Annotated in this window: 18 protein-coding genes; 11 read left to right on the forward strand and 7 right to left on the reverse strand. The window is 41.3% G+C overall.

Annotated elements, in window-relative coordinates; genetic code table 11:
- Positions 1-28 precede the first annotated feature (28 nt).
- Positions 29-3,760, reverse strand: coding sequence for a phosphoribosylformylglycinamidine synthase (gene purL, locus B3C94_RS01680; RefSeq protein ID WP_293897989.1), 3,732 nt, complete (start codon positions 3,758-3,760; stop codon positions 29-31).
- Between the two features lie 520 nt (positions 3,761-4,280).
- Between purL and pheT the strand changes: the two genes are divergently transcribed.
- From pheT to rny, 4 genes are all read left to right on the forward strand, one after another.
- Positions 4,281-6,677 carry a phenylalanine--tRNA ligase subunit beta gene (gene pheT / locus B3C94_RS01685; protein WP_293897992.1) on the forward strand — a complete coding sequence of 799 codons (2,397 nt, stop codon included), beginning with the start codon at positions 4,281-4,283 and terminating at the stop codon, positions 6,675-6,677.
- 40 nt (positions 6,678-6,717) lie between these two features.
- Positions 6,718-7,023 (forward strand): hypothetical protein, encoded by a 306-nt coding sequence (locus tag B3C94_RS01690; protein ID WP_046675830.1) that lies wholly within the window; start codon positions 6,718-6,720, stop codon positions 7,021-7,023.
- A 54-nt stretch (positions 7,024-7,077) separates the two neighbouring features.
- Positions 7,078-7,368, forward strand: coding sequence for a cell division protein ZapA (locus B3C94_RS01695; protein ID WP_046675831.1), 291 nt, complete (start codon positions 7,078-7,080; stop codon positions 7,366-7,368).
- A gap of 349 nt (positions 7,369-7,717) precedes the next feature.
- Positions 7,718-9,271 (forward strand): ribonuclease Y, encoded by a 1,554-nt coding sequence (gene rny, locus B3C94_RS01700; RefSeq protein ID WP_293897997.1) that lies wholly within the window; start codon positions 7,718-7,720, stop codon positions 9,269-9,271.
- Positions 9,272-9,328: 57 nt separating this feature from the next.
- Here the strand turns inward: rny and B3C94_RS01705 are convergent, their stop codons facing one another.
- Complete coding sequence (locus B3C94_RS01705) at positions 9,329-9,979, reverse strand: HAD-IA family hydrolase (RefSeq protein WP_293898000.1); 651 nt, start codon at positions 9,977-9,979, stop codon at positions 9,329-9,331.
- A gap of 139 nt (positions 9,980-10,118) precedes the next feature.
- On the opposite strand from B3C94_RS01705, the gene B3C94_RS01710 reads away from it, so the two are divergent.
- Positions 10,119-10,646 carry an Mpo1-like protein gene (locus B3C94_RS01710; protein WP_293898003.1) on the forward strand — a complete coding sequence of 176 codons (528 nt, stop codon included), beginning with the start codon at positions 10,119-10,121 and terminating at the stop codon, positions 10,644-10,646.
- 109 nt (positions 10,647-10,755) lie between these two features.
- Here the strand turns inward: B3C94_RS01710 and B3C94_RS01715 are convergent, their stop codons facing one another.
- Together B3C94_RS01715 and B3C94_RS01720 are read right to left on the reverse strand one after the other, a co-directional pair.
- Positions 10,756-12,081, reverse strand: a complete 1,326-nt coding sequence (locus tag B3C94_RS01715) for an ABC transporter permease (RefSeq protein ID WP_293898005.1) — start codon at positions 12,079-12,081, stop codon at positions 10,756-10,758.
- Positions 12,074-13,009: an ABC transporter ATP-binding protein gene (locus tag B3C94_RS01720; protein WP_293898008.1), complete on the reverse strand. Its 936-nt coding sequence runs from the start codon at positions 13,007-13,009 to the stop codon at positions 12,074-12,076. The genes B3C94_RS01715 and B3C94_RS01720 overlap by 8 nt, the downstream gene beginning before the upstream one ends.
- A gap of 376 nt (positions 13,010-13,385) precedes the next feature.
- Between B3C94_RS01720 and yihA the strand changes: the two genes are divergently transcribed.
- From yihA to B3C94_RS01735, 3 genes are all read left to right on the forward strand, one after another.
- Positions 13,386-14,015: a ribosome biogenesis GTP-binding protein YihA/YsxC gene (gene yihA / locus B3C94_RS01725; RefSeq protein WP_293898690.1), complete on the forward strand. Its 630-nt coding sequence runs from the start codon at positions 13,386-13,388 to the stop codon at positions 14,013-14,015.
- 18 nt (positions 14,016-14,033) lie between these two features.
- Positions 14,034-14,888: a UbiA-like polyprenyltransferase gene (locus B3C94_RS01730; protein ID WP_293898011.1), complete on the forward strand. Its 855-nt coding sequence runs from the start codon at positions 14,034-14,036 to the stop codon at positions 14,886-14,888.
- Between the two features lie 80 nt (positions 14,889-14,968).
- Complete coding sequence (locus B3C94_RS01735; protein WP_293898014.1) at positions 14,969-16,645, forward strand: GLPGLI family protein; 1,677 nt, start codon at positions 14,969-14,971, stop codon at positions 16,643-16,645.
- A 160-nt stretch (positions 16,646-16,805) separates the two neighbouring features.
- On the opposite strand, the gene B3C94_RS01740 is transcribed toward B3C94_RS01735, so the two are convergent.
- Complete coding sequence (locus tag B3C94_RS01740) at positions 16,806-17,264, reverse strand: Lrp/AsnC family transcriptional regulator (protein ID WP_408733542.1); 459 nt, start codon at positions 17,262-17,264, stop codon at positions 16,806-16,808.
- Positions 17,265-17,424: 160 nt separating this feature from the next.
- On the opposite strand from B3C94_RS01740, the gene B3C94_RS01745 reads away from it, so the two are divergent.
- Together B3C94_RS01745 and B3C94_RS01750 are read left to right on the forward strand one after the other, a co-directional pair.
- Positions 17,425-18,492 carry a PLP-dependent cysteine synthase family protein gene (locus tag B3C94_RS01745; RefSeq protein WP_293898017.1) on the forward strand — a complete coding sequence of 356 codons (1,068 nt, stop codon included), beginning with the start codon at positions 17,425-17,427 and terminating at the stop codon, positions 18,490-18,492.
- 99 nt (positions 18,493-18,591) lie between these two features.
- The gene (locus B3C94_RS01750) at positions 18,592-20,274 is read left to right on the forward strand and encodes a protein-disulfide reductase DsbD family protein (RefSeq protein ID WP_293898020.1); all 1,683 of its coding nucleotides are present in this window, start codon (positions 18,592-18,594) and stop codon (positions 20,272-20,274) included.
- A 352-nt stretch (positions 20,275-20,626) separates the two neighbouring features.
- On the opposite strand, the gene B3C94_RS01755 is transcribed toward B3C94_RS01750, so the two are convergent.
- Together B3C94_RS01755 and B3C94_RS01760 are read right to left on the reverse strand one after the other, a co-directional pair.
- A complete protein-coding gene (locus B3C94_RS01755; protein ID WP_293898023.1) occupies positions 20,627-23,224 on the reverse strand; it encodes a DUF5686 and carboxypeptidase-like regulatory domain-containing protein in 2,598 nt (865 codons plus the stop codon).
- Between the two features lie 301 nt (positions 23,225-23,525).
- Positions 23,526-25,205 (reverse strand): RluA family pseudouridine synthase, encoded by a 1,680-nt coding sequence (locus B3C94_RS01760; RefSeq protein ID WP_293898026.1) that lies wholly within the window; start codon positions 25,203-25,205, stop codon positions 23,526-23,528.
- A 399-nt stretch (positions 25,206-25,604) separates the two neighbouring features.
- Here B3C94_RS01760 and B3C94_RS01765 point away from each other — a divergent pair, with 399 nt between their 5' ends.
- Entirely contained in the window at positions 25,605-26,078 is a 474-nt protein-coding gene (locus B3C94_RS01765) for a Dps family protein (protein WP_293898029.1), read from the forward strand.
- Positions 26,079-26,175: the final 97 nt, after the last annotated feature.

Genomic DNA, 26,175 nt, shown 5'->3' on the forward strand with positions numbered 1-26,175 from the left:
TTCATAGATGAAGGAGTTTTTTTTTATTTTATTTGCTTTGGTTGTCAATCCATTGGCGCGCATTAACGAATGCCTCTATCCAAGGAGAGACTTCGTCTTGACGGCCTTTAGGATAGTTTGCCCAATGCCATTGGAAAACGGAGCGCTCAATATGCGGCATGGTTGCCAAGTGGCGTCCAGTTTTGTCACAGATCATTGCTGTGTTATAATCAGAGCCATTAGGGTTGTGCGGATATTGCTCATAAGCATATTTTGCAACAATATTGTATTGTTCTTCCGCATATGGAAGGTTGAATTTTCCTTCACCATGTGAAATCCATACACCCAATGTACTGCCGGCTAAAGTAGACAGCATAACAGAGTTATTTTCCTGTATTTTGACGGATATAAAGTTTGACTCATGCTTTCCGGAAGTATTGTGCAGCATTTTACCATGAATTTCATGTTCTGGGTTAATCATTTCCAGTTCCATGAATAACTGGCAACCGTTACAGATACCGACCGAAAGTGTGTCTGGACGGGCAAAGAAATCAGTTAGCGCTTTCTTCGCTTTTTCGTTGTAAAGGAAAGCACCGGCCCATCCTTTTGCCGAACCCAGTACATCTGAGTTGGAGAAACCACCGACAGCACCGATAAATTGAATATCTTCCAACGTTTCACGGCCAGATATCAAATCAGTCATGTGAACATCCTTCACATCAAATCCTGCTAAGAACATGGCATTTGCCATTTCGCGTTCCGAGTTGGAACCCTTCTCACGAAGGATTGCAGCTTTTGGACGTACCTTAGTTCCGTCTATTGTCGGTTTTTTACCGTCAAATTGACTTGGGAAAGTAAAGGTTAGGGGTTGATTTTTATAATTATCGAAACGTTGTTGTGCTGTTCCATTTTTAGATTGCTTGGAATCCAAAAGGAACGATGTCGTAGACCAGACATCGCGGGTAGCGGCAACATCGAAGCTAAATGACTCTCCCTGATTTTTAACGGTAACGGTATTTCCTTCAATCACCTGTCCGATTTTAACAGCTTCTACACCGGCTTCTTTAACGACTGCTTCAAAAGCGGCATCGTCTTTTGCTTGTAGTACAAGTGCAATGTTTTCATTAAAGAAAGCTTTAACAGTATCGGATTCATTTAAAGAAGAAAGATCGTAGTTTGCAGCAAGGTTGACATCCGCAAATGTCATTTCCAATAATGTTGTAATCAAACCGCCTGATCCAACATCGTGACCAGCTTCGATCTGTCCTTGGTTAACTAATTTCTGTACCGTATTGAATGCAGTTTTAAAGTAAGCCGCATCCTGAATTGTCGGCACCTCAGTACCCAATTTATTGACAATTTGCGCAAATGAGGAACCGCCTAATTTGAAATTATCTTTTGATAAATTGATATAATAAATAGAACCAGCTTTTTTGTTCAATACAGGTTCTACCACTTTTGTGATATCCGTACAATTTCCGGCTGCTGAAATAATCAATGTGCCAGGCGCAATAACATTTTCACCATTTGGATATTTTTGCTTCATGGACAAGGAATCTTTTCCCGTTGGAATATTGATTCCCAATGCAATAGCAAAATCTGAACAAGACTTAACAGCTTCGTACAGACGGGCATCTTCACCTTCGTTATTTGCAGCCCACATCCAATTGGCAGACAAAGAGATTCCTGCAAGGCCATTTTTGATAGGTGCAAACACAATATTGGAAAGAGATTCGGCAATGGCAGTTCTGCTTGCTGCTGCTGGATCAACCAACGCCGCAACAGGGGAGTGTCCAATTGTTGTCGCGATACCTTCCTTGCCTTTATAATCAAGAGCCATGACACCGACATTATTTAACGGCAATTGTAATGGTCCTGCACATTGTTGTTTGGCAACGCGTCCACCTACACAGCGGTCCACTTTATTCGTCAACCAATCTTTAGAAGCAACAGCTTCCAATTGCAATACTTGATTCAGGTAGCTTGGGATGTTAGCTGCATCATAAACGAGATCAGCATAATTGCGAACGACGGTTTTATCGCGCATAAAAGTTTTTGGCGATGAGCCAAAGAAATCTTCAAGTGCGTAATCCATTGGTTTTTCACCATTGCTTTTTGATTCGAAAGTAAAACGGTGATCACCAGTTACGTCACCTACAGTATACATAGGGGCACGTTCACGGTCAGCAACGCGTTTCAAGATCTCTATATCATCTTCAGCAATGACAAGACCCATACGTTCCTGAGATTCATTACCGATAATTTCCTTAGCAGAAAGTGTAGGGTCACCTACAGGAAGTGCATCCAGGTCGATTAAACCACCTGTTTCTTCAACGAGTTCCGATAGACAGTTTAAGTGGCCACCAGCACCATGGTCATGAATAGAAACAATTGGATTATGATCTGACTCTACTAAACCACGAACAGCGTTGGCTGCACGTTTTTGCATTTCAGGATTAGAACGTTGGATTGCATTCAGTTCAATGCCAGAACCGAAAGCTCCTGTATCTGCAGAGGATACAGCCGCGCCACCCATACCGATACGGTAATTTTCACCGCCTAGGATTACGATTTTGTCGCCTGTTTTTGGCGTATGTTTTTTTGCTTGATCTAATTTTCCATAACCTACACCGCCAGCTTGCATAATGACTTTATCGTAACCAAGTTTACGGCCGTCCTCTTCATGCTCGAAAGTCAGTACAGATCCAGTAATCAAAGGCTGACCAAACTTATTGCCGAAGTCCGAAGCACCATTGGAAGCTTTGATCAGAATGTCTACAGGTGTTTGGTACAACCATTGACGCTCCTGCACTGCATTTTCCCATGGACGTGTTGTATTCAGATCTTTTGCTGGTTCGGTTACTGTTCCTGATTGCAGGCTCAGTTTGTTTTGTTCCAATCGCGAATAAGCGGTCATATAAACAGCTGTACCTGCCAAAGGAATCGCTCCCTGGCCACCGGCCATACGGTCACGAATCTCACCTCCAGATCCAGTTGCTGCGCCAGAAAAAGGTTCAACAGTCGTTGGGAAATTGTGTGTTTCTGCTTTTACAGACAAGACAGAATCAAATGATTTCTCTTCGTAAAAATCCGGCTTGTCTGCAGATTTTGGTGCAAATTGTGTTACACGTGGGCCTTTAATAAAGGCAACGTTATCTTTATAGGCTGAAACAATCTCGTTGGGATTGGTTTCAGAAGTTTTTTTGATTAATTTAAATAGGGAAGTAGGTTGTTCTTCGCCATCAATGATAAAGGTACCATTGAAAATTTTGTGTCTACAGTGTTCAGAATTAGCCTGCGAAAAAGCAAACACTTCAGAGTCTGTCAACCGGCGGCCCAATTTGGTCGATAGGTTATTGAGATAGTCGACTTCTTCTGGATTTAGGGCCAGACCTTCAGATTTATTGTAAGCATCGATGTCTTCGATTTCCAATATCGGTTCCGGTGTGATGTTGACGGTGTACATGTCCTGTGTCAACATGCTGAACTTTTGCGAAATCATGGGATCGAAGTCATTGAAATCTGCTGGTACCGGTTGAAATTCTTCGATGCGAACAATTCCTTGGATGCCCATATTTTGCGTGATTTCTACGGCGTTGGTACTCCAGGGAGTGACCATCGCTGCGCGGGGTCCTACAAAGTAATGGTTAAGGTTTTGGTCGTCAAGTTTTTTGGCGTTGCCGAATAGCCAGTTGAGTTTAGTAATGTCTTCTTGTGATAAAGAGTTTACGCTTTGAACACCGTATACAGTGTTCGATGGGTTCTCAAAGAAATGAATCATTATAAGTGTTTGTTTTGAACGTTCTTCAAATTTAAAGCACAAAGTTACATATTATTTTCATGGAAATGATTGCATTTTGATTAAAAAATAGGTCTTGATTGCCGTTATAAAAATAACCGGAATTGTTACTATTCGTAAAGACCATCTGATGAATTACGTCTCGATCTGCAGAACCAAGCGGTAGGAGAAGTCCCTTCAAGTCCCCTAAACTCCCTTAAACTCCCCTCAAGTCCCTACACCTTCGGCAACGGCTCGGGATTGCTTCGCCACTGGCTATGGACTGCTTTGGGGCTGCTTCGGCTCCGCTTCGCCCATGCATCGGCTAGACTTCGGCAATGAGCCAAACAACAGTCAAACAATTGGCAAACAACAGGCGAAGCAATAGGGAGGTTGCCCCGAATTTGGCCCGAACGAAGCAGCACGATTTCCCGACAAATTACCGAAGAGACCGATGATCGGCAAATTGACGTTGGATATAAACGCAAATTTATCTAAGTTTGTGCATCAAATCAGATTCGAGATGAATATTTCATATAATTGGTTAAAACAACACGTTAATATAGATTCGACTCCAGAAGAACTCTCTTTGATTCTGACAAATACAGGATTGGAAGTAGAGGCTTTGGACGTTGTACAGAGTATCCCAGGTGGATTAGATAGCTTGGTCGTTGGTGAAGTGAAAACTTGTGAACAACACCCGAATGCAGATAAATTGAGAGTAACTACCGTTGATGTAGGCGGTCCGGAGCTTTTGCATATCGTATGTGGCGCACCAAATTGCCGTACAGGTTTAAAGGTCATTGTGGCCACTGTTGGTACGACTTGTCATCCGATGACAGGGGAGCCTTTTAAAATCACAAAATCTAAAATCCGTGGCGAGGTTTCCGAAGGTATGTTATGTGGTGAAGACGAAATTGGTTTGGGTACTTCACATGCCGGTATTGTTGAGTTGCCGGCCGATGTTGCGGTAGGTACACTGGTTAAAGATCATTATAATATTCAGGATGATTACCGCTACGAGATCGGTTTAACGCCCAATCGTGCGGATGCAGCTTCCCATTTGGGCGTTGCAAGAGATATTGCAGCACATTCCCGTACGCAACTGCTGAAAGCAGATGTTTCGGCATTCAAAGCAGGTGCTGCAGAAGGAACAGCTGTGGTTGTCGACAATGCGCAGGCGAGCCCCCGCTACAGCGGTATTAATATCAGTGGCGTCCAGGTTGCTGAATCTCCAGACTGGTTAAAAGAAAAATTAAATGTGATCGGCGTTCGTCCGATCAATAATATCGTAGACGTTACGAATTACATTTTACATGATTTAGGGCAGCCGCTTCATGCTTTTGATGCCGATAAAATTGCTGGAAATAAAGTCCTTGTTCGTCTTGCGACTGAGGGTGAGAAATTTGTTACCCTGGATGGGGTAGAGCGTACCTTGTCTGCAGAGGACTTGGTGATCGCCGACGCTGAAAAACCGATGTGTATTGCGGGTGTTTTTGGTGGTGCATTTTCCGGTGTTTCTGCAGAAACAACAAATGTATTTTTGGAATCGGCTTATTTCAATGCTGTTTCGGTTCGTAAAACCTCCAAAAGACATGGACTAAAAACTGACGCATCTTTCCGTTTCGAACGTGGGACCGATCCTAATATGACGGTTGAAGCGCTAAAACGTGCGGCTTTATTGATTCAGGAAATCGCTGGTGGAACTATTTCATCGACTTTAAAAGATGAATATCCTGTCGAGATCAAACCATTTTCATTTCATGTAAGTTATGCAAATGTGGTTCGTCTCATCGGACAGGCTATTCCAAATGACGAAATCAAATCGATTATCGTAGCCTTGGGGATTGAAGTTGCTGCCGAAACCGAATCGGGACTTGATGTCTTGGTACCGGCTTATCGCGTAGATGTCACACGTGAAGTGGATGTTGTTGAAGAGGTATTGCGGATTTATGGTTACAACAATATCGAGTTGAAATCACAAATTAAAGCGTCTTTAAATACGGTGGAGAAACCGGAGAAGGAAGTCGTTTTAAATCAATTGGCTGATCTATTGATTGCAAATGGATTCCGTGAAATTCTATCCAATTCATTAACGAAACTGGATTATGCTGATGAGCCTGAAACAGCAGTAAAGCTGTTTAATCCATTGAGCTCCGATTTGGATACAATGCGTCAAAACATGGTATTTTCTGTTTTGAATGCGATTGAATATAATCAGAAAAGAAGAAATTTCGATCTTAAGTTCTTTGAATTTGGGAAGACTTATGCATTGGACGGAGAAGGATATAAAGAGACGCAGCATCTTGTTTTTGCATTGACAGGAAAAAATGAGCCGGAGCAATGGAACAACAAGAAAGAAGGTGTTAGTTTCTATCACCTCAAAGCGGCAGTGGACACCCTTGTCAAGCGTCTGAAAATCGAAGGAATCCAAATCCAGGATGCTTCGAGCAAGCATTTTGCTTATGGTTTATCCTATATGAAAGGGCAAAAATGTCTGGTTTCTTTCGGTGCTGTTGCTGATGCCGATCTGAAAAAGGCAGATGTAGAAGGTCAGGTTTTCTTTGCAGACTTCGATTGGGATGTTTTGATGAAAATTATTCGCAAAAATAGCATCCAATATAAAGAAGTGTCCAAATTCCCTGCTGTACGTCGAGATCTATCACTTTTGATCGACGAAAATGTGAGCTTTGACAAGCTGCAATTTATTGCGCAAAAGACCGAACGTAAGCTTCTGAAGGAGGTAAATGTGTTTGATGTCTATAAAGGTGATAAAATTCCGGCGGGGAAAAAGTCTTATGCTCTGAGCTTTATCTTGCAGGACGAAGAAAAAACACTTACGGATAAGCAAATTGATGCGATAGTTCAAAAATTAATTGTTAATTTTGAGAAGGAACTAGGCGCAGAAGTGCGCGGTTAATTAGAGAAACAACATTAATTGGTAATATTCAATTTTTAATATGGCAACATTGTCTTCACAAATGAATCTAATCGTTGAGAAAACGAAAAATTTAATTCAATTGTGCGAAGTCTTGCAAGAAGAAAATGATTTGCTTAAATTAGAGGTACAATCCTTAAAAGTAGCTTTCGATGCGAGCAACGATAAAAGCAAGCAATTGGAAGAGAAGGTCAAAGCACTGGCTGTAGCCCGTACGTTAGATTCTGAAACGGATAAGGAAGCAATTAATGAAAAAATACTTGACACAAAACAAAAAATTAACGATTTTGTGCGGGAAATAGACAAGTGTATTAGTTTGTTGAAGTAGTTGGAATACGTGTTAGCGGATTGAAACTAATACAACGTTAAAAAGCTCAAAGAAATGGGAGAGATTTCCATAAAAATAAATATCGCAGATCGTGTTTATCCCCTAAGGGTGGAGAGCGCGGAAGAAGAAGTAATTCGGCATGCTGCGAAATTGATAAATGAAAAAGTAAAGGAATTGCAGGAAAACTATACTGTGAGAGATAAGCAGGATTTGTTGTCCATGTGTGTATTGCAATTTGCGACGCGTATGCTAAATGCAGAGCGTCAGTCCCAGAACCACGAAGTGGGACTGGAAAATTCAGTACAGGAACTTGATCAGTTGTTGACGGATTTCTTTAAAAAATAAATTTACGTTCTTTATATTTAGAGCTTAAACGACGAATTTGCCGCAATTAAATTCGGGTTGTCACTATTTTAAACTTAACGCTTCAATATTACAGGCGCAAAAAGATATAGGCCATTTTGCGAAAGCCATCTGGGTCATAATCTAAGCCTAATTATGTAATCACGAAGTTTAATAATACATGAGACCTGTTTAAATTTAATTGCGGTTTTTTTTTGTCATGAAACCCTAATCATGAGCCGCGAGGCTTCGCTGCAGTTCGAAGGGAAAAGCAGAATTGGGCCAATGATTATACTGGAATTTAGAATAATTAATAAAAACAAACATACATACATAATACAATTATACATACATGGACATCGCAATTTATAGCATAATTTCTCTGATTGTTGGTGTTGTTATAGGTCGTTATCTATTGGTTCTGTTATTTAAAAAACAAGAGCAGGAAGCCAAGGATAAGGTAAATAGCATACTGAAAGATGCAGAGCAGGAAGGGGAACACATTAAAAAGAAACGCCTATTAGAGGCCAAAGAAAAGTTCCTTCAATTAAAATCTGAACACGAAAAGGAAGTCAATCAACGTAATAATACCATCAACCAAAAGGAAAATACGTTAAGACAAAAAGAACAGTCAATTAACCAAAAGCTGGAAAACATCAATCGCGATAAGCAAGAGGTGGATACGAAGAAAAAACAGCTGGATAAATTAGTTGAATTGAATGAAAAGAAATCCGAAGAAGTAGAAGCACTCAAATTACAACAGATTAAACAATTGGAGAGCATCGCTGGCGTTACTGCTGACGAGGCGAAAAACCAGTTGGTGGATTCTTTGCGCGAAGAAGCTCGCTCACAAGCGATGATTCAAATCAAGGATATTGTTGATGAAGCGAAACTGACAGCAACAAAAGAAGCGAAGAAAGTTGTTATCCAGACAATTCAGCGTACGGCAACGGAATCTGCCATCGAAAATACGGTTTCTATTTTCAATATTGAAAATGACGAAATCAAAGGTCGTATTATTGGTCGTGAAGGTCGTAATATCCGTGCTCTTGAGGCTGCAACTGGTGTGGAGATTATCGTAGATGATACGCCGGAGGCTATTATCTTATCTGGTTTTGATCCTGTTCGTCGTGAGATTGCCCGCTTGGCTTTGCATCGTTTGGTGACTGACGGACGTATTCACCCGGCCCGCATCGAGGAAGTTGTCGCAAAAACACGTACCCAGATTGAAGACGAGATCGTTGAAATAGGTGAACGTACAGCCATTGATTTAGGTATCCATGGCTTACACCCTGAATTGATCCGTATGGTAGGTCGTATGCGTTACCGTTCGTCTTATGGACAGAATCTTTTACAGCACTCGCGTGAGGTTGCTAATTTTGCTGCTACAATGGCTGCAGAACTGGGCCTGAATGTTAAACACGCAAAACGCGCAGGATTACTACACGATATTGGAAAAGTGCCTGATGATAACCCAGAACTGCCGCACGCCATCTTAGGTATGCAGCTTGCCGAAAAATATAAGGAACACCCGGATGTATGCAATGCTATCGGAGCTCACCACGATGAGATCGAGATGACTGCTTTGATATCGCCAATTGTTCAAGCCTGTGACGCCATTTCCGGCGCACGTCCAGGTGCACGCCGCGAGGTGGTAGAAAGCTATATCAAACGTCTGAAAGAGCTGGAAGATTTGGCGCTGTCTTATCCTGGAGTTGAGAAAACTTTTGCGATACAAGCTGGACGTGAGCTTCGTGTGATCGTAGAAAGCGAGAAGGTGTCTGATGCGCAATCAGAAATATTAGCGGCTGATATTTCCAACCGTATCCAAACGGAAATGACTTATCCGGGACAAATTAAAGTTACTGTAATCCGCGAGACAAGATCTGTGTCTTACGCGAAATAGATCTATCGAGGTCAACAATAATAAAAAAGCTCCAATCTGCTGATTGGAGCTTTTTTATTAATCGAAAAATTCAATTAAATCTGCTACGCTATGCAATAAATAGGCGGGCGATTCCTGTTCGAGTTCTGTCCGGCTACCATAGCCATACAGAACTCCTATCGCATCCATCCCCGTTTCCCTGGCACCAATCAGGTCGTGTTTGCGATCGCCGATCATGATGCAGTTTTGGGGATCCGTCAGGTTGGTATTTTCCATGACATACTGGATGACACTGGTTTTTGTCGGTCTGGAATCATCCAAAGCACTTCCACCTGCAAAATCAAAATATTGATCGATTGCAAAATGACTCAATATTTTTTTTGCGAATATTTCAGGTTTCGATGTCGCCAGGTAAATATGGTAATCTCTTGATTTTAGCTGTTCCAAAAGTTCGGGTACCCGATCAAACAGTATATTCTCGTATAATCCCACTGTCGAAAAGCGTTCCCGATATTTTTCGACACAGGTGATTGCTTCGTTTTCCTCAAAGCCAAAAGTATGCATAAAGGAATCTTTGAGCGGAGGACCGATCAAAGATTTGAGACTGTTTAGGTCTGATGTCTGGATTCCTTTCGATTCCAGTGCATAAGCAATACATTTGGTGATACCTTCTGCGGGGTCAGTGAGTGTTCCGTCAAGATCGAATAAGATATGTTTATAAGACTTCATGCTGCAATATTACGGAATAGTATAGGAGTAAGCGAGTCTGTGAAGCTTGAAAGTATTTAATGACTTACGACAGACCAAAAAATAGCAAATTATTCTCCCGGAGGAGTGGGGCATGTCCAATTTTTGTTAAATTTGCCGAATGAAACAAAAGAAGAAAGTTCAAGAAGCTGAACCTTTGCGTTCCGTGGATAAGTATTTTGCGGAATTGGATGCTAATTTTCAGGATCCAGCCAACCGTGTTATCCAGGCCATCTTTTTACCCCTATTATTTTTCGGTATTATGGGATGTATCTGGATGATCCCTTTCCCTCAATTTGAATTCTTGGTTAAACTTAATTGGCATACTTTTCTGAATTGGGGGTCTTTCTTCATCGCTATTGTTATCTACTTTTATTTAAAGCTTTCGGCAACTTTATCCTACGCGATTTTATTCTCTATTGGGGCCATGAGTTATTTCATCGTGCAGCTGGAATATGTGCAAAAGAATGGCGGTCCTGCTGTAATCTGGGTGTGTTTGGCTATTGCTTTGGTATCCATCATCATGCTGTTTTTGGGTAAAGGCAAGGAAAAAAAGAAAGTTACCGGGCCGCAATTCCTGCAGTTTTTGCTGGTGGGACCGATATGGTTATGGCATTTTGTCTTTAAAAAAATGAAATTACGCTATTAGCTGCGCCTTATAGGTGATCGGAGGCCTGTGTAGGACGAGATCTTCTGATAGGTAGTATATGCGCAAAAAAAAGCCCGAACTGTTCTCAATTCGGGCTTTTTTGATCACTTTACCCTTTGTAGTTAAACCATTTGATAATTTCTTTCAGACTTGCTTTTTTTCCGTAGATCAGGATACCGACACGGTAGATACGTGCCGCGACCCAAGTGATCAATAGGAAGGTCAATATAAGTAAGGTTAAGGACGTCAATATCTGCCATAACGGTACCCCAAAAGGTATCCTGACCAGCATCGCAATAGGCGAGGTGAACGGAATAAAGCTCAGCCATGTCGCAATCGGACCATTCGGGTCATTGATAATGACCCCGAAAGAAAGGATATAGGTCAAGAGCAAAGGCATCGTAATGGGCATTGAAAATTGATTGGCCTCTGTCTCATTATCGACAGCCGAACCAGCAGCAGCGAAAATCGCGCTATAAAGCAGGTATCCGGCAATAAAAAATAGAAAGAAGAAGATGATGACTTCTGTGAAGTTAAAGCTCTGTATCGAAGAAAGAATAGAAGCCGAATCATTCTGAGCGACTGCTTTCGATACGGTACTCATATTGGCTGCTCCGGGCTGGCTTGCGGCAACCTCCTGCATATCTTGGGGATTGACAAACAATATCGTCGCTATTATAAACAACCCGCCTGTGAGGACTAGCCACATGACAAATTGCGTGAGCCCGACCATACCAATTCCCACAATTTTACCCATCATAAGCTGAAAGGGCTTGACTGAGGAGATGATAACTTCGATGATCCGATTGCTCTTTTCTTCGATAATGCCACGCATTACCTGCGCTCCATAGAGGAATAGGGAGAGGTATACCAAGATCGCGAGGGCAACTCCGAGACCCATTGCGATGGCTGTGTTGCTGTTTTTTTCTTCTCCGTCTGCCGTTATTTCCTTGGCATCGATGGTGACTTTGGGTTTAATGGACTGGATGATCTGCAGGTCGATTCCCTTGGATTTATATTCCTTTTCACGGATGATTTCCTCTAGCTGTCCGCTGATGATCTCCTGGACGACAAAGCTTGTTTTTCCACTGGTAATGAGTTCGGCTTTTTGGGCGGAGAGTATATCTTTGGGGATGTACAGAATCGACTGTTTTCCTTCGCTCTGCTTAAGTTTTGCTTTCTGCGCCTGCAGATCTAATTTGCTTACAGTGTAGCTTACATTTTTATTGCTTTGGAGTTTTCCGGCAAAGTCTCCCTGATTATCGATAACAAATACCTCGGTGTGGGCGTCCTTGAAACTTTTCTTTGTCAGGTAAAACATGCCCGCATATAGCGCAAAAAAGAATAGGGGCACAGCAAAGGTCATGACAATAAAAGATTTTTTCTTGACCCGGGACAGGTACTCCCTTTGAATGATAAGTAATATTTTATGCATGGTTTTGAGATAGTGGTGAGACTTGGGTAACTTTCTGAATGAAGATATCTGACATCGAAGGAACGATCTCAATCATTTGATTGAGCTGTATTTTTGGTAAGAAAAGCATTAATACATCATTGATATAAACGTTGTTATTTAGCTGAATTGTAGTGGTGTATGTGTTTTCTGACTTGGTTGACTCTAATACTTTAAATAGGGTGTCTTCGGATAGAAGAAAATTATCTTCGTTGGCGATATATTCCAATTTATAGGTTTGATTGCGGTATTCTTTTTTAATAGCTTTTACCGAACCGTCCAATATTTTTTTTGATCGGTTGATGAGTGCGATGTTGTCGCAAAGTTCTTCAACAGTCTCCATACGGTGTGTAGAAAAGATAATGGTTGCACCTTCCTGGTTCAACCGGAGAATCTGTTCTTTGATGATATTGGCATTGACGGGGTCAAATCCGGAAAAAGGTTCATCCAGGATGATTAACTGTGGCTGGTGAATGACTGTAGCGACAAATTGTACTTTCTGCTGCATGCCTTTACTGAGATCTTCTATTTTCTTATCCCACCAGGATAAAATATCGAGGCGCTCGCACCAGTCGTGGATGCGTAGTAGCGCTTCTTTCTTGGAAAGCCCTTTGAGCTGGGCGAGATAGAGCATTTGGTCACCGATTTTCATTTTCTTGTATAAACCCCGTTCTTCGGGTAAATAGCCAATCTGTGCAATATGCTGTGGTCCCAAAGTTTCGCCATTAAACAAGATTTCACCCGAATCTGGGGCTGTAATCTGGTTGATAATTCGGATCAGGGATGTTTTACCAGCTCCGTTTGGTCCCAATAAGCCAAAAATCTTTCCTTTTGGAATCTGAATGGAAACATCGTCCAATGCACGGTGATTGGCGTAATCCTTGGTGACATGATTGATTTCGAGTAACATCTGTTTTTAAGGTTTAATTAAATTATTCTTTGAGTGTGCTGCATTAGGCGTTGCTCTCCTCAAAAAATGACTGTTTTTTTAGTATTAGTATGAAATACGAACGGATTGTTACAGCAATTCGATCGATTTTATTAGTGAATTTTCTTATTCAATTTGAAGCGTTCAGTAATTTTCTCTATTTGGTTAATGATCTTCTACTTATCCTAGTTTATAGCTAATTTTTTCGTCCAATAGATTTAATGAACTATAAAAATGAAAGTTAAAAATAATTGAGGACATTTTCTTGTCTATGCAATAAATTTGGATGCGATGCTTTTTCTGGAATAGAAGCCGTAGAAACCTTGTCAAAGGGATTCATTTAACGTACCTTTGTTCCATGGAAGTGAAAAAAGCCGAATTCGTGTGCAGTAACACGAGAGTTGACAAATTACCAGCCCCCACTTTGCCGGAATACGCCTTTATCGGGCGTTCAAATGTTGGTAAATCATCGTTGATTAATGCAATGACCAACAAGAAAGGACTTGCTAAGACCTCTCAGAAGCCTGGTAAGACACAGTTGATAAACCACTTTATCATCGACGATACATGGTATTTGGTGGATTTGCCCGGTTATGGTTTTGCTAAAGCCTCTAAAACTAGCCGCAATGAATGGGAGAAATTTATCCGTCGGTATCTTACTCATCGGGACAATCTTCAATGCGTTTTTGTATTGGTAGATAGCCGTCATGAACCACAAAAGATCGATCTGGACTTCTGCTATTGGTTGGGAGAGTGCGGTTTGCCATTTATGCTTGTGTTTACAAAGGCCGATAAGCAGTCGGCTGTCAAATCCGATGCGAATATTGCTAAGTTTAAAAAATCGTTGCTGCAATGGTTTGAGGAAGTTCCGCAGATTTTCCTGACTTCGGCGGAAAAGAAAATGGGACATGAACCTATTCTCGAGGCTATCGATGAAGTTAATGGCCGATTCGTCCGCCCTGAGGTGGGTGGAAACGAGCAGTTTTAGCCTAGATTTTAAGTTCAGATGAAAAAATACTTATCCTTAGTTTTATTCGCCCACAGTGTATTTGCGTTGCCATTTGCCTTTATCGGTTTTTTTCTGGCACTGCATACAACAACATATGAATTTTCGTGGAAATTATTAGGCCTGATGCTCGTGTGCATGGTAACGGCCCGTAATGCCGCCATGGCATTCAACCGCTATTTGGATCGAGATATTGACGCCATTAATCCAAGAACAGCAATGCGTGATATCCCAGCGGGAAAAATTTCTGCAAAAAATGCGTTAGTTTTTACGATCATAAACTGTCTGATTTTCGTAGGCGCGACGTATTTTATCAATTCCCTTTGCTTTATGCTCTCGCCGGTCGCGCTTTTTGTTGTGCTTTTTTATTCTTATACGAAGCGCATCACCCCATTATGCCACCTTGTGCTGGGGGCTGGACTCGGATTGGCTCCAATAGGGGCTTATATGGTTATCACAGGGCAATTTGCTACCGTACCGGTGTTATATGGCTTTGCTGTATTGACCTGGGTGAGTGGATTCGATATTATTTATGCTTTGCAGGATGAAGCATTTGACCGCGCCAACCATCTTAATTCTATACCGGTGTGGTTAGGAACGAAGGGGGCGATGCGTGTTTCGGAATGCTTGCATGTGTTTTCCTTTATTTTTATCTTGATACCAGCATTTTTGATGCCAGTAGGCTGGATTTATTATTTAGGTGTAGTTTTTTACGGTGCGCTGCTGATCTATCAGCATACCCTGTTTTCTTCAACAGATTTAAGCCGGGTCAACCGCGACTTTATGACGACCAATGGCTATGCTTCGGTTATCTTTGCCCTGTTTTATCTACTGGATATCTGGCTGATTAAATAAACGTTTTAGCATAAAATAAGAAAGGCTTTAGGAATTCCTAAAGCCTTTCTTATTTTTGCATCTAAACCAATACAGATGATATGAAGAAAAGTATCCTTTTTGCCGCTATTTTATGTATGTCATTGGCCTCACAGGCACAAAAGCTGCCGGGCTATGTCATCCAATATAGCCAGAGTTTCAATGGGAATACACCTGCCAATCAAAACGCTATCCTTGTATATGCCAATGAGAAGGAGACTTTTGTTAGTTCAGAGAAAGAGATGAAAGGACAGTTGGCTCCTCCCTATGAACGGGTTGTCGTGGAGCGTTCTGGCGTAAATACCTTGCTTAAAATAGCTAAACTTAAAGATGGATCATTGATTCTTACCAAAGATTCACTTGCGCTTTCCAAACAGAAATTTAATGCCACCAATGAGACCAAAACGATCTTAGGCTACCCGTGTAAGAAAGTTGAAACCAGCATCAATTCCAATAAGATTGAAGTCTGGTACACGGATAAACTGGGGGTAAAAGGGGCGCCTACGGAACTGGGACAGGATCTTGGTTTGGTTCTTGAAGTCATTCGCAATGGCAATACGCGGACCTTTGCCACAAAAGTGGAAAAAGTAAAAACAGTGCCAGATCAGCTGAAGCTAAAAGGGAATGAAAAGCCTTACGATGAACTTTCTTACAAGGACCTCATTTGGAGAAATCGTTTCATTCAGATACCTGTTTTCCGAAAGGAGAGGATCCGTTTTTCGGATGATGTAAAATCAGATTCTATTTTGCGGTTTGCCAATGGCACCGTGATCGTGAAAAAGGTGAAAATCCCCAAAATTAAAACAAGTGATAACATATTTGTCCAGTTGATCGAACAATCAAAGGGCGATGCCTACGATCGTACAGGTTCGGTATTTGTGATCCCGGTCAACAAGTCGCAGAGCTTTCTGGATGGTATGAAAAACGGGATGAACACGCTTCCGAAGTATGAAAACGGAAATGGTAAAACCTATCAAGGGATTGTGAAAACAGCTTCTTTTGAGCCGATTGTTGAACTGATGCGCTTCTTTACACCTTTTGGTGTTAAGCAGTTTAACTATCTTCAGTTAAAGGATAAGGTTTGGCAGGATTCGGTCCTTTATCGCCAGGATGTGTCTGAGTTGGCGGGTATGCTTAGTGAGCAGGAAGTCTATATTGGTGCCTTCATTGGCAACTACGATAAGAACGGACATGAAGTGAGTGTGGAATTAACCATCCATCCGGGGTTTGATGCTGAGTCGAAGGGTAACTTGAAAAAGACCATGTCTTTGTTCACCACTACCAACGTGATGGAAATGGGAGGCCAGGAATACGGATCTATGTTTGATCAGGAGAAAGGTGTTACTGTTGCGTTTCATTTGGATCAGGACGCTAAAAACGTGCAATTACGCTATATTACCACAGGACATGGAGGCTGGGGAAACGGTGATGAGTTTGTCCCTAAAGAAAACCGTATTTTTCTGAACGATTCCTTGCGCTTTAAATACACGCCTTGGCGCAATGATTGTGGCTCGTATCGCTTGTCGAATCCAGCTTCAGGCAATTTCGCTACAGGTCTGTCATCTTCAGATCTAAGCCGTTCCAATTGGTGCCCGGGTACGGTGACGCCGCCGATCTACATTGATTTGGGTGATTTAAAAGCCGGAGATTACAAGATGCAGGTGCAGATTCCACAGGGAGCCCCGGAAGGGACAAGTTTCAGCAGCTGGAATGTGACGGGTACCTTGTTGTTCGATTAATCACCGTTCATTGCTGTATTGGTCTCGATTCCTGTCTCAGGTCAATACAGCAATGATTTTTTCTGAAAATGTCTGATCCCATTGGCTAGAAAGAAGCTTATTTCGCTTTCGTTGCTGTCGGTGTCTGCGAAGTCATGAAGGTTTTGTTTGTCATACGACATTAAAGGGGGTAAGCGGTTTCGCTTTTTGTCTCTGATAATACGAAATAGGTCTGAACAGTGTTTACCTGAGGCAATACGGCCAGCCGATGCCGCAGAAAAATATGATAGGCATCCATATCTTTGGTTGCAATGCGCAACATAAAGTCATAAGAACCTGCCATTTGATAGCATTCCATAACCTCCGGAAATTTAGCTACCTCTTTTTCAAATTCATTTAACACTTCAAAAGTGTGCGCTTTGAGAAAGACCTGGGAAAAGGAGATCAGTCCAATGCCGATCTTATGTCGATCCAGAATTGCGACTGTTTTTTTGATATAGCCAAGTCGTTTAAGCTTTCTAACCCGCTCATGCACAGCTGCTATAGATTTGTTGAGTTCAAAAGATAGTTCTTTATTGCTCAGGGATGCATCCTGCTGCAGAAGACGTAATAATTTTACATCTATTTCATCCAATTCCATAATCTGAATATTTTCGGTACAGTTGTAAAAATACGCTATTGTTCTGAATTATTTATTGACTTGTGTAAGTTTTAATTTAATTTTTCTTGAATTTATTGCATTGTATTGAATATTATCTTGTCAATGGTCAATTTTGCAACAGAATAATCATTTATAAGAAATGGCTGAACAAGAATTATTAAGTGCATGTTTGTCACCAGCGTTGGACAAGAGATTCAAACATCTGTGGAGATTGGTAGGAAATACGCCTATGCTGGAATTACAGTATACTTACAAAGGTAAACCGGGAAGGATTTTCGTAAAATGTGAGAACTACAATCTAACGGGCAGCATAAAAGATAGGATGGCGCTATATATTTTGTATAAAGCCTATATGAATTGTCAGATCCGTCCAACGGATGTTGTCATTGAAGCAACAAGCGGGAACACAGGTATTGCTTTTTCAGCAATCGGTAAGGCCCTCGGTCATCAGGTAAAGATTATTATGCCGAACTGGCTGAGTAAGGAACGTACCGATATTATTCGGAGTATGGGAGCTGATATTCATTTGATAAGCAAAGAGGAAGGTGGATTCTTGGGAAGTATCCGTTTAAGTGAAGAGCTTGCGGCGCAAGGTGGTGTTTTTTTGCCGAGACAATTCGAAAACCAGTACAATGCCGAAGCGCATGAGAAAACCACGGGTTACGAGATTGTCAAGCAGTTAGAAGAACAAGGGCTGGTTGCAGACGCTTTTGTGGCAGGAGTGGGCACAGGTGGCACCGTCATGGGTGTGGGCCGGGCCTTGCGAAAGGTAAATCCAAGTGTCCGTGTACATCCGTTGGAACCGGCAGAAAGTCCTACGTTGACGACAGGACATAAAGTGGGCTCACATCGTATACAGGGCATATCCGATGAATTTATTCCTGCGATCGTGGATTTGGATGAACTCGATACCGTCGTATGTGCGAATGACGGTGACTCTATTATCATGGCGCAAAAACTATCGCGGCAATTGGGGCTGGCTGTTGGTATCTCATCGGGAGCAAATGTGATCGGAGCAATTAAATTGCAGCAAGAGTTGGGTGATGAGGCTGTAGTGGTCACTCTATTGTGTGATGATAACAAAAAATACCTAAGTACTGATTTGGTGAAAGAGGAGCCAGTAAAGGCGGGGTATCTTTCTACGGATGTCGATTTTTCAGGTTTTCAACCGATTTGTAGGCTGCCAAATCCAGTATTTGGCGCTTAAAAAGATTTAGTTTCATATGTTTATAGTTAACTCGGGGAGTCTCTAGCTCCTCGGGTTTCATTTATTCAAAAACCAATTTATACCTAAGAAAAACAAAAAATGAAAGTCAATTTCAAATTATTAATCCTTTTGCTGTTGCTGATTGCGCCTGCATACATGTTTGCAAAAGCAGATACAACGAACAATTTGGAGGGGGTTGAATTTACTGATGGTACAATAAGTCCAGACTCCCTGTCTTTTGAAGAATCTCCGGATACCGCTACAGTAAAAGCCGACTCGGTTAAGTCGGCGGGCCAAGCGGGAGCTAAGGTACACAAAGCCGTGCCTGAAGGAAAAAAGTCGCTGTGGAGTATTTTTATTGCGGGACTGATAGGCGGTTTTGCTGCTTTATTGATGCCTTGTATATTTCCTATGCTGCCATTGACAGTAAGTTTTTTTACCAAACAGGCCGGGAGCCGCGCAAGCGGTATCAGTAAAGCCTTGTTGTACGGCTTATTTATCATTATCATTTATGTTGCATTAGGAATGATTATCACGATCGCATTTGGATCTGATGCGCTCAATGCACTGTCGACAAATGGTGTTTTCAACTTCATCTTCTTTTTGTTATTGGTTGGATTTGCAGCTTCGTTTTTTGGTGCATTTGAAATTACCTTACCGAGCTCTTTCGTCAATAAAATGGATGCTAAATCAGATAAGGGCGGTCTGGTCGGCTTGTTCTTTATGGCCTTTAGCTTGTCGTTGGTCTCATTTTCATGTACAGGGCCAATTATAGGAACCTTGCTGGTGGAGGCAGCCTCAAAAGGTGAACGCTTAGGGCCAGCAATTGGGATGCTAGGATTTTCGATTGCCCTGGCAATTCCTTTTGGATTGTTTGCCATGTTTCCTTCCATGCTTAAGTCCTTGCCTAAATCCGGTGGCTGGTTGAATAGTGTAAAGGTTGTATTGGGTTTTTTGGAACTTGCTTTAGCGCTGAAATTTTTATCCAACGTCGATTTAGCTTATCATTGGAATTGGTTGGATAGGGAGGTGTTTTTGTCCCTGTGGATTGCCATCTTCGCTTTAATGGGACTTTACTTGATTGGCAAGATTAAATTCTCCCATGACAGCGAGCTGAAATTCCTATCTGTTCCGCGAACTATTCTGGCTATTGTTGTTTTTTCTTTTGTGGTGTATATGGTACCGGGATTATGGGGGGCACCTTTAAAATCAATTTCTGCTTTTTTACCGCCATCGGCGACACAGGATTTTGATCTATCTTCGGGTGTGGCTGCCAGTGCGAGCGCTCATTCAGATGGAAAAGTCAAGAAATATGCGGAGATTTTCCACGAACGCGGTACACCAAAAGGATTTGATCCTTACTATGACTACGATCAGGCCCTTGCGACTGCGAAAGAATTGAACAAACCGGTTATCATCGATTTTACAGGGTGGAACTGTGTCAACTGCCGTAAAATGGAAGCAAATGTATGGACCGACCCAGCAGTAGCCAAATTGCTTAAAGAAGAGTTTGTCATGGCTGAACTTTTCGTAGATGACAAGACAGAACTGGCGCCTAATGAACAATTTGTTTCAAAATATAGTGGTAAAAAGATCAATACTATCGGTAAGAAAAATAGTGATTTTCAAGCGGCTACATTTGATAGCAATTCACAGCCGCTGTATGTTATTGTCGATCCAGCCGGTAAAGTGCTGGTTCCTCAAAGTGGGGCCAACTATAATATTGAGGAATACAAAGCATTCTTACAGGCTGGTGTGGATGCCTTTAAACAAAAAAACTAACCATCGTCATATGCTAATTTTATCCTCCTTGTTGTAATAGGCCAGGGGGATTTTTTGTTTTTAAGACATGGCTTTTTGTGCTTCTACTGTTCATGCTGCTTTTGGGAATTGGCTTCGTACTGTGTTCGGACCATGTTCGGATCTTTCCCCGCTATTTTATACAAAAATCTTGATGGAAAGCGGTTAGCTGATGCTAGGCAAACTGCGGAACCTTCATGATTTTACGGGTACCAACAGTAAAGAAAGCGAAAGAAGTTTCTCCCTAGCCAATAGCATCGGACACTTTCAAAAAAAAGGCCGTGTCACACTCTCCTTGACACGGCCCAAATTATACTATAATTTATGGAAACTATTAAAAATCAAATTTGACACGAGCTCGAATACCCCAAGCCGGTGCATCGACGTGATCAAGATAGTTTAGACGTTTTACGTAGTCTACACGTAATATTTTAAAAATGTTGGATAGACCTATACTTGCCTCCATATAAGGTTCTGAACCGAAGGTATAGGAGCTCTGTACGCCATCAGCATTGTGCTGCCAGGTAAATACCTTTGAACCGTAATTCGGATCGTCAGGATCGTTTTCTTTACGCAGTCCACCATATACTCCTTTGAAACTAAATACTTCGCGCAACTTAAGTTTTTTGATCAATGGAATTTTGTTCAGCAGAAAACCATTCATGTAATATTGTACATTTATTGACGCATTATGGTCACTGACAAACTCAAGGAAGTTCATCAAGTTATATGAGTTCAATTGATAGGCATAAGTCTGGTTTGCACGATGGATTGTCAAGAAAGGGAATGGGATTTCTTTCCCTGCGATATAATTGCCTTCGGCAGTCACATCAGCATAACCAAATTGGCTCAGATAAAAACGTTTGAATGCACCGATATTAAAGTTGTGATAATTGTATTCACCTTTGGCCAGTCCTTTGATGCCGGCTGTGTAATTGAACGTAAAGATCGGATATTGATTGAAGATAGGTGTCCGATAGATTTTTCCCTGATAGAACTCTTCATGCGGAGCATATCTAAAATTGACAGATAATTCTGTCGAGTTCAATTCATTAAACAGTCTGCTTTCATTGTTGGCATCTACCATTTGGTAGGTCAGGCTTCCGGCAGGAGTCTGTCTGTTGATATTGAATGCTGCTCCAATAGCTAAGTGATTTAAAAATTCTTTTTTATACTCTAGGCCGTAATTTGTCTCATAGATGTAACGGTCATTATCGCCGCGTTTGAAAGACAACAGGAAGTTATCTTCCTGAATAAACTCCAGTTTTTGTCCAGGAATCTTGGTGTCTTTTTTATAAGAAGCCCTGATATAATGCATCGGGAAGGAGTAGACCGATTTGTTGTTGAACGCATAGGTTCCACTGAAAAAGTATTTCCATTTCTGATCCTTAAAACCATAAGCTGCATAAGATTCAGCATAGAAACGCTTGCTGAAAGACTCTGTGGTACGTCCGCCGACACGTAAACGAAAACCTTCTACCGGATTAAAACTATAGAATGTATTCACAGGACCAATTTCTACTGGCCCAGCTTGTTTGTATCCGGATAGCAATAGCGCAGCAATGTCCATGAATGTACGGAATGAAGGAATCTTCTGTAACGTGTCAATATTATGATAGATATTCAGTTCATTTTGCGCAAGAGCGAGTGGGCGTTGAGTTTCAAATAATGTCTTTGTCGCTTTCTTGTTTTCAACATTATAGGCGATAACCGTGGACGGGCCATCGTAGATGCTATCAGGTTGCTGAACACCGACCTTATAATTGTTGTAATCTACTGTTCGGCTTCCGCGGATACCCATTCCTTTCTCTGTTAGGGAGAAGTCTATCCCTAAAGTGCTCGTTTTTAGATAAAAACGGCTTTTGCTGTCTTTGTCAAATTTCAGTTGTATCTGTAAGTCACGCACAAAGTTTAAGTTGATGTCATCAGCAACGGTCATGTTGGCTCCCTGAACAGCATAATTGCCGTCTAAAGTAACATACAGCTGGCCTTTGAATAACATGTCAGCCTTATTGCGCGGAAAGAAACTTAACTCAACCAGCCAAGGCTGTACAGTTTTAATAGTATCCGTGATAAAGAATTTGTAAAACGTTGGAGCTGAGTTTGCGATTGGACTCAAAAACTGATTTGTAACCAGTGAAATGTTATTGTCGTAAATATCAACTTGCTCATACAATTTATTGAAGTAGGCGGTAAGACCGTCGTTATCGATAAATTTGGGATCAAATTGCGCGCGTTGGTCACCGAGTATATATTGTTTGGTTTTGCTCGGATCTTTACGGTAGTATACCTTCGACATTTTTTCTTCTATGAAAGCAGGAAGCACGTACTTGTTGGCGGTTTTCGCTGAGTCGTCCGTTTCAAAAAGAAATTGATAGTTTTTGAATATTTTTTTATTGACAAATTTCTCCGAAAGATTGCTTAGCCCTAAGGACATCTTCTCGTATTGGTCAAATTCAGCATATTGCTGACCTGAAAGCCTATTTTTTTCCTTGTTCTCGATGACCTTGCGAATCAATGCGACGGCAGGATTGTCTTTGTTGCTATATTTTTTCTTTTTGGCCTTAACAACGACTTCTTCCAGCATGTTGTCCTGTTGATCCATGAGGATTTCTTTTGTTTGCGTTGCATCATTCGTAACAAAAGCATCTTTACTGTCGTACCCAATGTAACTTGCTCTGATTTTCACATACGATGTCGGAAAGACCAATTTAAATTCACCGTTTGCATTTGTTGAAGTGGTGGTTCCTGCAGAAGCGGGGGCGCCAACGACAGCTACAGTAGCATAGGGGATGGGAGTCTTGGTCTTTGCATCTTTAACTGTACCGGTCACGGTTTTGTTTTGGGCAAAAGCCAAAGACACCGTTAGCACGAGTGTTATCGAAAAAAAGAGTTTACTTATGAAGGTTGTTGCGTTTATTTTAGCTTCCATTATATTGCTATAATCTTGAAAATTCAAAATTGTTTTCTTGTCTCTACTTTATTTTTGACTTTATAGGTATTAAAATCAAAAAATCAGTGAACAAAGGAAACAAAAAATTAAGAATAATTAAAATTTTATTGTAATGTAATAAAGGGAGGTATTTGATTTAGTTATCTTTGTAAACTAGTGTTTTTCAGTTATTTGTGGTTAATTATTGATTTAGGTCAATAATTTGCCAATTACTTTTTGACTTGCCGATGATTTTCCAATGGATTATTTGTTGACTTTTGTAACGATATAGTCAACGTTATTAAAAATCCGGTTCAATTTCAAAGGTCATTTCCTTTTTAAAACGGGGGTGAACGAAGGTAATTGAAGCGGCATGTAGGTGTAACCTGTTTGCTTTTGTACCATATAAATCATCCCCGACGATCGGGGTATTTAAGCCATTTGGGTGTACAGCGTGCATACGGAGCTGGTGTGTACGTCCTGTTAATGGGTAAAATCTGACTCTTGTTCGTTTGTTTTCTATCGCAATTTTTTCCCATTTCGTCTGTGCGGGTTTTCCATAGGTATAGCAGACCATCTGACGGGGCCGATCATCCAGATCTACCCGAAGTGGGAGATCAATGAAACCTGACGCTGCCGCTACAACGCCATCGAGTAAAGCAATATATGTTTTTTTTATCGTATGTTGTATGAATTGATCTTGAATGAACTGATGGGATTCTTTGTTTTTGGCAACTATCAAAAGGCCAGAGGTGGACATGTCCAGCCGGTGGATAATAATTGGACCCGCATTGGGGTAACGTTGCAGAATCCGGTTATAAACCGAGTCTTTCACATAAATGCCCGGAACAGATAGAAATTCTGCCGGCTTATTGATGACAATGATATCCTCATCTTCATAAATCTGAGGGAGTTCTACATCCAATGTTGTTTCCTTTTGCATCGGATTGGGGTCAATAGCCAATCCTTCCAGCATATAGCCTAAAATAGGTTCACATTTTTTTCGGCAAGCAGGATAGTAGTTTTGGTGTCTGCGTATTTCAGATGCTGGCGAACAGCCCCACCAGAATTCAGCCAAAGCAAGGGGTGTCAGTTCATTTTCATAAGCATATTGCAAGAGTTTGGGGGCAGCGCATTCCCCAGATCCAGCGGGAGGTGTTGTCTTGTCGAAATCATGGAATACTGCAACAACATTTTTGCGCTCACCTTTAGCATTACAGAAATTATAGTTGTCGAAAAGCTGTTTCTGCAGGTTTCCTGACCGTGTTTTTCGTTCCTCTTTCAATGCGGCAATTGCAGACAGCATCTGCTGTAATTGGTTACTTTCGGCCTCCAGTGCAAGATGCATATCATATTGAAAACGCTGCAGCTGCTGTTTGTCTTTTAAACTTTGACTACGCATATCTTCCATGAGCAGTTCATAGTCTTCATCAGATAGACTTGCCCGCAACCGCGTCCGGGTTTCTTTGCGCTCTTTTTTTTGAACTCTTAACTTTGTTTTTAATTCATCCAGGGACTTATCCCAGGTGCCTTTTAGTAAATCAAGATGACGCTTTGTACTGGCCAGTTCATCACTTTTTTCCAGTTGTTCAATTTTTCGGTTAAGTGTATTGAGATGCACTTCTTCGTTCAGAAAAAAACTGTTTTCTTCGAGCATGTCGAAGATAGGCGGAACGAAATACCGATGTTTGTTACTTCCCGCCAATTTTCCCGACACGGCAGCAAGGTAACCCAGTTGGCCATGCTGGTTTTTGACAACAAGGACACCGAACATTTTTCCAATAGCCAATCCTTCCGACTTTTCATCGAGACCAAAATTATGGCTCCAGTCTTCTTGATTTTCGAGATAATGTTGAAGTTCTTTTGCAGCAATGACGGCGAGTGGGTGTGGTTCATAGCAAAATGGAAAGGTAAATCGCGCCGGAAGTTCAATACCTGAAATATCTTTTTTGAATGTATGAAAATAGGTGTTGTTGTCCATAGTGCCCACAGTTTTCCCTCGAGATAAATATGTCGACAAAAGTACAATATTCTGTCCTTTAAATCACATAAAGTAGGACGTTTTATCGGAAAAATGTCAATTTATGGAGTTCGGCCTGCTGTTTCATGAACAAGAGCTTTTCAATAGTTATTTGGGGCAATTGACATAAATTTTTGCAGGTAGCCTTATTTGGTTTTTACCGCATTTTTGGGTAAATTTAAACAAGCGATTCATACATATAGTTAACAAAAGAATAGATATTGAAATATCCACGATTGCAAAACTTAAATACCGATAAACGTAATCCGGATATTCCATATGGCCTTTTAAAGAACAACGCGAGTATAACGAGTTCATTGGGACCAATGAAAATTAAATACTCTCAATAATTATTTAAATATGAAAACTTCAATTGGAATTAAAGATGCAGACTTGAAAAAAGTTGCACAGTTGCTAAATGTGCTATTGGCAGATGAACACATTGTCTATATGAAGACACGTAATGCGCACTGGAACGTGGAAGGTGCGGATTTTCATGCCGCTCATTTATTTTTAGAATCTCAATACGATGAACTGGCTGAAGTGATCGATGAAGTGGCAGAGCGCGTGCGTACACTGGGTCATTACGCTGTAGGCACATTTGATAAATATTTGAAGCTGACGCGCTTAACCGAATCTACATCGGAGAAGACAGATAGCCAGTCTTATTATAAAGAATTGCTGGCTGACCACGAAGCTATTGCAATGTCAATCCGTGCGGACCTTGCGGTGGTTGAGGACACAGCAGATAATGGTACGGAAGACTTTTTGGTCGGTCTGTTGGAAAAGCATGAAAAAATGGCTTGGATGCTCCGTGCGCATTTTGTCAAGTAGCTGTAGCCATTTATCTACAGTTGCAGGAAAAGATCCCACCTATAGGAATAGGCGGGATTTTTTTTTCTGTTTTGTTGCCGACGCAGGATTAATTTTC

Origin of the sequence: Sphingobacterium sp. UBA5670 (assembly GCF_002420705.1) — a bacterium.
Taxonomy (GTDB): domain Bacteria; phylum Bacteroidota; class Bacteroidia; order Sphingobacteriales; family Sphingobacteriaceae; genus Sphingobacterium.

Bases quoted from the DNA above. Each gene is read 5' to 3' on its own strand.
- B3C94_RS01710 (WP_293898003.1), top strand. From the start codon at position 10,119: ATGAAACAAAAGAAGAAAGTTCAAGAAGCTGAACCTTTGCGTTCCGTG.
- B3C94_RS01740 (WP_408733542.1), bottom strand. From the start codon at position 17,264: ATGGAATTGGATGAAATAGATGTAAAATTATTACGTCTTCTGCAGCAG.
- B3C94_RS01720 (WP_293898008.1), bottom strand. From the start codon at position 13,009: ATGTTACTCGAAATCAATCATGTCACCAAGGATTACGCCAATCACCGT.
- B3C94_RS01715 (WP_293898005.1), bottom strand. From the start codon at position 12,081: ATGCATAAAATATTACTTATCATTCAAAGGGAGTACCTGTCCCGGGTC.
- B3C94_RS01690 (WP_046675830.1), top strand. From the start codon at position 6,718: ATGGCAACATTGTCTTCACAAATGAATCTAATCGTTGAGAAAACGAAA.
- rny (WP_293897997.1), top strand. From the start codon at position 7,718: ATGGACATCGCAATTTATAGCATAATTTCTCTGATTGTTGGTGTTGTT.
- B3C94_RS01695 (WP_046675831.1), top strand. From the start codon at position 7,078: ATGGGAGAGATTTCCATAAAAATAAATATCGCAGATCGTGTTTATCCC.
- B3C94_RS01760 (WP_293898026.1), bottom strand. From the start codon at position 25,205: ATGGACAACAACACCTATTTTCATACATTCAAAAAAGATATTTCAGGT.
- B3C94_RS01730 (WP_293898011.1), top strand. From the start codon at position 14,034: ATGAAAAAATACTTATCCTTAGTTTTATTCGCCCACAGTGTATTTGCG.
- B3C94_RS01745 (WP_293898017.1), top strand. From the start codon at position 17,425: ATGGCTGAACAAGAATTATTAAGTGCATGTTTGTCACCAGCGTTGGAC.
- B3C94_RS01750 (WP_293898020.1), top strand. From the start codon at position 18,592: ATGAAAGTCAATTTCAAATTATTAATCCTTTTGCTGTTGCTGATTGCG.
- yihA (WP_293898690.1), top strand. From the start codon at position 13,386: ATGGAAGTGAAAAAAGCCGAATTCGTGTGCAGTAACACGAGAGTTGAC.
- pheT (WP_293897992.1), top strand. From the start codon at position 4,281: ATGAATATTTCATATAATTGGTTAAAACAACACGTTAATATAGATTCG.
- purL (WP_293897989.1), bottom strand. From the start codon at position 3,760: ATGATTCATTTCTTTGAGAACCCATCGAACACTGTATACGGTGTTCAA.
- B3C94_RS01755 (WP_293898023.1), bottom strand. From the start codon at position 23,224: ATGGAAGCTAAAATAAACGCAACAACCTTCATAAGTAAACTCTTTTTT.
- B3C94_RS01735 (WP_293898014.1), top strand. From the start codon at position 14,969: ATGAAGAAAAGTATCCTTTTTGCCGCTATTTTATGTATGTCATTGGCC.
- B3C94_RS01765 (WP_293898029.1), top strand. From the start codon at position 25,605: ATGAAAACTTCAATTGGAATTAAAGATGCAGACTTGAAAAAAGTTGCA.
- B3C94_RS01705 (WP_293898000.1), bottom strand. From the start codon at position 9,979: ATGAAGTCTTATAAACATATCTTATTCGATCTTGACGGAACACTCACT.